Annotated in this window: 6 protein-coding genes and 1 tRNA gene; 5 read left to right on the top strand and 2 right to left on the bottom strand. The window is 71.0% G+C overall.

The window, feature by feature from the left end:
- Positions 1–93: 93 nt before the first annotated feature.
- Positions 94–180, top strand: a tRNA-Ser gene (locus ACSNOK_RS29500).
- Between the two features lie 325 nt (positions 181–505).
- On the top strand, positions 506–1111 hold the full coding sequence (locus ACSNOK_RS29495; protein WP_436783853.1) for a hypothetical protein: 606 nt from the start codon (positions 506–508) through the stop codon (positions 1109–1111).
- A 126-nt stretch (positions 1112–1237) separates the two neighbouring features.
- On the opposite strand, the gene ACSNOK_RS29490 is transcribed toward ACSNOK_RS29495, so the two are convergent.
- Positions 1238–2152, bottom strand: a complete 915-nt coding sequence (locus tag ACSNOK_RS29490; RefSeq protein ID WP_436783852.1) for an FG-GAP repeat domain-containing protein — start codon at positions 2150–2152, stop codon at positions 1238–1240.
- A gap of 265 nt (positions 2153–2417) precedes the next feature.
- On the opposite strand from ACSNOK_RS29490, the gene ACSNOK_RS29485 reads away from it, so the two are divergent.
- Positions 2418–2921 (top strand): carboxymuconolactone decarboxylase family protein, encoded by a 504-nt coding sequence (locus ACSNOK_RS29485; RefSeq protein ID WP_436783854.1) that lies wholly within the window; start codon positions 2418–2420, stop codon positions 2919–2921.
- Positions 2922–2999: 78 nt separating this feature from the next.
- On the opposite strand, the gene ACSNOK_RS29480 is transcribed toward ACSNOK_RS29485, so the two are convergent.
- Entirely contained in the window at positions 3000–3668 is a 669-nt protein-coding gene (locus ACSNOK_RS29480; protein ID WP_436783851.1) for a GGDEF domain-containing protein, read from the bottom strand.
- A 793-nt stretch (positions 3669–4461) separates the two neighbouring features.
- Between ACSNOK_RS29480 and ACSNOK_RS29475 the strand changes: the two genes are divergently transcribed.
- Together ACSNOK_RS29475 and ACSNOK_RS29470 are read left to right on the top strand one after the other, a co-directional pair.
- Positions 4462–4785: a hypothetical protein gene (locus ACSNOK_RS29475; RefSeq protein WP_436783850.1), complete on the top strand. Its 324-nt coding sequence runs from the start codon at positions 4462–4464 to the stop codon at positions 4783–4785.
- Positions 4786–5241: 456 nt separating this feature from the next.
- Positions 5242–6078, top strand: a complete 837-nt coding sequence (locus ACSNOK_RS29470; protein ID WP_436783849.1) for a DUF1906 domain-containing protein — start codon at positions 5242–5244, stop codon at positions 6076–6078.
- The last annotated feature ends 56 nt before the right edge of the window (positions 6079–6134 follow it).

Genomic DNA, 6134 nt, shown 5'->3' with positions numbered 1-6134 from the left:
CCCCCACGGACCCCGTCCCGCACGCCAGGTCTCCCCGCCCCAACCGGCACCCGGTAGGCTTTCCCCCGCGCCGCGGCGGGCAGCCCGGCGCGGGGAGGCTTGCCCGAGCGGCCTAAGGGAACGGTCTTGAAAACCGTCGTGGCAGCGATGTCACCGAGGGTTCAAATCCCTCAGCCTCCGCCGAGGCCAGCGTCATCGCTGGTCAGAAGGGGTGCCCCGGATTCGGGGGCACCCCTTTCGTGCCGGGTTCGTCTCACCCTGATCCGGCGACATCCCACCGACGACCAGGGCGTGTGGCCAACCTGGGGCCAGGATCCGGGGGGGGTGGTGTCCCGCCCCCTCCGCGTGATCGCCTTCGTCGGCCCGCCTGTCCTTCGCTCGCCCTTACCGGGGCGTTCGCCTGGTCGGCGTGCTGGGGCAGGCGTCGGAAGCCTGCTGTGTGAAAGGTAGCGTGAAGCCCTTACGGGGAAGCCTCGGCCTTGCGCCGCCTCATAGGGGAGCAAGATTGCGTTTTGCCGGCAAGGCCGTTGTGGCGTCCCTCGCTGCCGCCGTCCTGTCAGTGTCTCTGACAGCGTGCGGCGGATCCGACAAGGAATCGGAGAGGGGCGCCGAGCCCGCTGAGTCTTCGTCGCGGTCCCCGAAGGCTGAGGCCGGGGGGCAGATCAAGAAGCCGCCCAAGCCCGAACGCGTGGCCGGCCCCAGGGAAGTCATCGCCTCCATAAAGGCGTTCGACGAGGAAACCTGCTCAATGGACCGAGGGACCGGATGCGATGAGGACCCCGACGAAATCGCCGCCCTGGGCCAGCCCGGCACCTACGACCCCCGGAAGTACACCAGGTCCTTCACATTCCAGGGCGGTGTGTTGAAGGTGAAGACGTCTCTTCCTTCCGCCGCCACAAAGGAGAACATGGAGCTGGCCGATATCGCGGGCTTCCACTACGGGTCCGCCTACGAGTGGTCGTCGACGATGCCCGACGAGCACCGGGAGAACATCAAGGCTGTCGAGGCCGTGGAGATCGTCCTCGACAACGGCCGCACGGGCGACCGCTGTGAGGCGGGTGACGAGGATGCCGTCCCGCGGTGCCGGAAGATCAGTAGCGCGTTCGCGTAGGGATCAAGTGGCCCGGCACACGAGGGTGTCCGGTCAGTGGGCGGAACTCGCGGCTCCGCCCACACGGACGCAAGACGGTTCCTTGCCCTGCCGCCCTTGAGCCGGAAGGCACCGCGGCCGCGGGCGTCAGAAGAGGTCGCGGTACTGGTTGAAGCCCGTGCCGATCTTCGTCCTGGGCTTGAACGGGGTGGCCGCCTTGCCCGTGCCCCTGTAGAGCCACAGGTTGCCCTTGCGGTCGCGGGCGAGGAGGTCGCTGTGGCCGTCCGCGTCGACGTCTCCCGTGGTCACCAACTTGTCGAACGTGTTCCAGCCGCCGCCCACGCGCGTACGGGAGGCGAACGGCTTCCGCGCGTCGCCCGTGCCCTTGTACAGCCAGAGGACGCCCTGCTTGTCGCGGGCGACGATGTCGGGCTTGGCGTCGCCGGTCAGGTCACCGAGCCCGGTGATCCGTGTGTACTGGCCCCAACCCGGACCGATCTTGGTGCCGGCGGCCAGTGTGCCGTTCGCCATGGTCTGGAAGCGCCAGAGGACGCCCTGCCTGTCGCGGGCCACCAAGTCGGGGTGGGCGGCGCGGGCGAGGGTGCCGGGGGAGAAGACGTTGTCGTACCCGGACCAGCCGCCCGCCACCCGCTTCAGCTTGCCGCCGCGCCAGAGGTTCAGCGTTCCGTCGTCCATGACGTGATAGGCGCCGTCCTGCCAGCCCGTCAGGTCCGGGTCGACCGACGCGCAGAACTTCAGGTGCGGCCACACGTAGGCGCCCGAGCGGGTGTCGAAACCGCCCTTCCCGTCGGCCATGTACACGTACATCTGGCCCGACGGCAGGATGCCCGACAGGAAGAAGGACGGCGCGGTGGGGGTGGGGCGGTGCCGCCCGGCCTTGGCCGTGGCCCCCGCCGTGCTCTTCGACGGCCCGGACGCCGCGGGGGATGTGCCCCCGTCGGCCGCCGCGGCCGTACCGGCGGCGGCAGCGGCCAGGGTGGCCGCGAGTACCGAGGCGGCGAGGCGTGACAGGGTGCGCCCCCGGCGGGAGGACTGGGTCACGTAGGGCTCCAGGAGTCGAGTCGTGCCGTGCGGAGTCGGGTGGACCCCGAGCGTTGTCCGGATCTTCGCACGGGTGGCCCAGTGGATTTCGGGCGGCCGGGAGGTCGGCCGCGCCAAAGGCGGGGGGCGCTGTGCGGGGCGTCGCGTCGTGTGGGGCGGGTCACAGCGCTCCGCCGGTCACGTTCGTTCTCCGGGATCCGTCAGTGCGATGACAGCCAAGAACGCGGCGGTGGTGCCGCGGTGGCGGATCGAGGAGGAGATGACGATGGCGGAGCGCGCGATCACGGCGGAGGTGGCGGCGGCCTCCCGGATGTCGGACCCGGTGGCGCTGGTCCCGGAGCTGGCGGACGTCTCGGCGGCGCTGTTCAAGGCGGTGGGCAACCGGTCGGTGCCGCGGCGCACCATCGGGCTGGCCCACCTGCGGGCCGGTCAGATCGTCGGCAACACGTACCTGACCATGCTGCACACGGACCTGCTGCGTAAGGCCGGCGAGTCGGAGGAGCGCATCACGGCGGTGTCCTCGTGGCAGGACGCGCCCTACTTCACCCCCGCCGAGCGCGTCGCGCTGGCGCTGACGGAGGCGGTGTTCCAGCCGTCGGCGCACGGTGAGCGGGTGTCCGACGAGCTGTACGCGCAGGCGGCCGAACATTACGACGAGAAGGAACTGGCCACGTTGACGGTCGCGATCGGCCAGGTCGCCTTCTTCGTCCCGCTGGCCCTCATCAGCAAGCCGGTGCCCGGCCGGACCTTCTCCGAGCAGTGGGATTGAGGCGGTAAGGGGGCCGTGCGCCGGGCGGTGGGGCGTCGCCCGGCGGACGCGGCGCGCGGCCGGAGCCGCCGCGACGGCTCAGGACGCGGCCCGGCGCCGGACCGGGGTGAGCAGCGTCAGATGCGTACCCGGCCGCCCGGCGCGCCGTCCGGCCACGGTGGGGTAGGCGGCGACGGGGCCGGCGGGCCGCCACGGGGCACCGAGGCGTTTGGCCGTGTACATGGCCTCGTCGGCGCCGCGCAGAAGTTCGGAGAGGGCGGCACCCGGACGGTGCGCGGTGTGACAGAGCCCTATGGAGGCGCGAGGGGCGAGAGTTACGGTTCCCGTGTCGAGAGGGGTGGAGAGGCGGGCGGACAGGCCGTAGGTCAGTTCGTCGTCCGGATCGGTGTCGGGGTCCAGGCGGACGACCGCGGTGAACTCGTCGCCGCCCAGCCGCGCCGCGAAGCCGCCGCGCGAGGCGCACCACGCGGCGAGCCGGCCGCCCACGGCCGCCAGGACCTGGTCGCCCACCGCGTGCCCGTGCGTGTCGTTGATCTGCTTGAAGCCGTTGAGGTCGAGCAGCAGCACGGCAGCGTGTGGGTGGCGCACCGCGCGAAGGGCGCGGGAGGTGAACTCCTCGCGCCGCATCAGCCCGGTGAGCGGGTCCGTGCGGGCGGTACGGAGGCGGCGGGCGAGGAAGAGGGCGTGGGCGGCCCAGCCGACGGTCGGGGCGGCGATGGGCAGGACCTGGCATATGAGGTTCGTCATGGGGTGCCTTCCTGTGCGATCGCTGGTCTGTGGGGAGTTCGGGCCTTGGGCGGCGGGGCTTGAGGTCGGTGATCCTCCGGGTCTTCCGTCTCAGGCCTTGAGGGACGCGGGAGTTCGGGTGTCCGGGTGTCCGGGAGTGCTGTCGTGCGGCGGGCTGATCGAGTGCTTCGCGGCATGACGTGCGTGCGGTGCGACTGAACGGTGTGCGCCGGGTGCCGTCGACGCCGTGCCGGTATGAGCGTGGCCAACGCCGGTGCCGCGCGGCGGAGTTGGGTGGCGCGGGGGCGCCGGCCGTTCCGGGGCGGGCGGAACGGCCGGGTCCTGCCGTCACTGTTCACCGTTCACCGTCGTCCGGTGGCCTGTTATCGGTGATCGGGAGTTGTCGGCAGGCGAGCGGGGCCCGCCGATCCCAGGCCGGCGCCTCCCCCATGGCCGGCGATCCCTGCCTGAGGCCGGTACCCGGAGTTCGCCGGTCGGCGCGATCAAGGTGGTCCACAGCCCGTGTCGGTTCGGCGTGAGGGCGCCGCGGCGGGCGGGCATCCTGTGGTGAAACGGTGCGTTCCGTGAGTGTTTCGAGGGTTCCGGGCGGCGAGGGAGGGGTGCGCGACCGGATGGCCTGACCTGTGGAAGTGGTGAACGTTTATCCGGGGAACATCATGCTTGCGAGGGAATGGGGAGCCCCAGGGGGTTCGGTGGGGATTCGGTGGGCAAATCTGCTGTCGCGACGTCGTTGATCCGCAAGGCGGCAGGCCAACCGCCTTGCCAGGCACAGCAGTTCCGATGGAGGAATGACATGGCAAGCACCCGTACGGCAGCCCGTATCCTCAGCGCCGTCGCCGCCCTCCCGATGGCGGCGCTCCTCTTCTCCGGCGTGGCGCAAGCCGACGACGGCCCTCGTGGGCAGCTCGCCAACAGGGGGTCCAACGCGGCGATCGCCGGCGTCGTCGGCAGCGGCGTCGGAGGCAGCAACCATGGGAACTCCGCGACCACCCAGCAGGTCGCCACGGGCGCGGGAGCCACGAACCAGGACAACACCGCGAGCGTCACCGGTCCCGGCCATACGGCCATCCAGCAGGAGAACGTCCGGGTCGTCTTCGCCAATATCCACGACGACTGACCCGGCCCCCGCTCCGGACACCCGTCGTGACCGGCGGGCTGGACGCGTCGGCCGGGGTGTTCGGGGCGGGGGGTGAGAGCCGTGGGATCGCGGTGGCCGGAGGGGGCTCTCGGCCTGAGGGTTCTGAGGCTCAGGGAGTCAGGGGCTCAGGGGTCCCGAGCTCGGAGGGGTTCAGGGGGACGTGGGAAGCGATGGGAAGCGATGGGAAGCGAAGTGACGGCACGGCCTGGGTGAGGTGAGGGCGCACAGGGAACGGAACAGGGTCTGAACGACCGCGCGAGGGTGCCTCGGTGCCCGTCGCGCGGTCGCTCGTCGTCGGCGTCGGAACGTGCCGTAATGACGGTTTCGTCACCCTGGAGCCGGAGTTCCCACGTCCGAGGTGCTTCTCGGGCCAGACGGATGAATCGAGGGCGTGTCAGCGAAGGCCCATGGGATCCTGGACCTTGACTTCGCCGTATGGACGCACGAAGAAGGATCATCGGATATCTCGTCGCCCTGATGGCGGGCATGGCCCAGCTCCCGGCCGGTTACGCGCCCGCCACGGCGGCCGACGCGAAGGCGCCGATGGCCAAGGCACGCGCCGTGTTCCGGGGCCGGGCGTTCGACACCTGCCAGGCCCCGTCGCTCGTGACACTGAGGGCGTGGAAGACCTCCCCCTACCGTGGCGTCGGCGTCTACTTCGCCGGTGACGGACGGGCCTGCCCCCGCCAGCGCTGGCTCAGTCACGCATGGCTCACCGGCGCTCGGGACCTCGGCTGGCGCGTGCTTCCGCTGTACGTCGGCTCGCAGTCGCCCTGCGTCCGCTCGGAGACCAAGAGGGTCGTTCCCATCGGCGACGAGCCGGAGGACCAGGGGGCGGAGGAGGCCGTCGAAGCGGTGGAGAAGGCGCGGCGGCTCGGCATCCTGCCGGGAAGTCCGATCTACCTCGACATGGAGGCGTACAACGACAGGGACGAGGACTGCGCCGCCGTGACGTTGGCCTTCGTCCGGTCCTGGAGCAGCACGGTCACCCGGCACGGCTACATCTCCGGCTTCTACAGCAGCGCCGAGTCCGGGATCCGGCACATGGAGCGCGCCCGGCGCGCGGGCGTCAGGTCGCTTCCCTCGGTCATGTGGTTCGCCCGCTGGCGTGTCGCGGCCTCGACCGACCACGAACGCACCCTCTCCAGAAACGCCTGGCAGCCCCACCGCCGCATCCACCAGTACGCCGGGGAGGTCACGGAGACCCACGGTGGCCGGAAGCTGACGATCGACCGGGACCTGGTCGACGCTCCGGTGGCTGTCATCGGGTGACGAAACCCGACTCCGGGGAGGCGGGAAGGCGGGGGACTCGAAGGCCTGTCTCTTAT

The organism is Streptomyces sp. URMC 126 (assembly GCF_051386555.1).
Lineage (GTDB): Bacteria > Actinomycetota > Actinomycetes > Streptomycetales > Streptomycetaceae > Streptomyces.
Note: the sequence above shows the minus strand (reverse complement) of the source record. Positions and strands in the feature narration are given on the sequence as shown.

Coding starts and splice junctions, on each gene's coding strand:
- ACSNOK_RS29475 (WP_436783850.1), top strand. CDS start 4,462: ATGGCAAGCACCCGTACGGCAGCCCGTATCCTCAGCGCCGTCGCCGCC.
- ACSNOK_RS29485 (WP_436783854.1), top strand. CDS start 2,418: ATGGCGGAGCGCGCGATCACGGCGGAGGTGGCGGCGGCCTCCCGGATG.
- ACSNOK_RS29470 (WP_436783849.1), top strand. CDS start 5,242: ATGGACGCACGAAGAAGGATCATCGGATATCTCGTCGCCCTGATGGCG.
- ACSNOK_RS29480 (WP_436783851.1), bottom strand. CDS start 3,668: ATGACGAACCTCATATGCCAGGTCCTGCCCATCGCCGCCCCGACCGTC.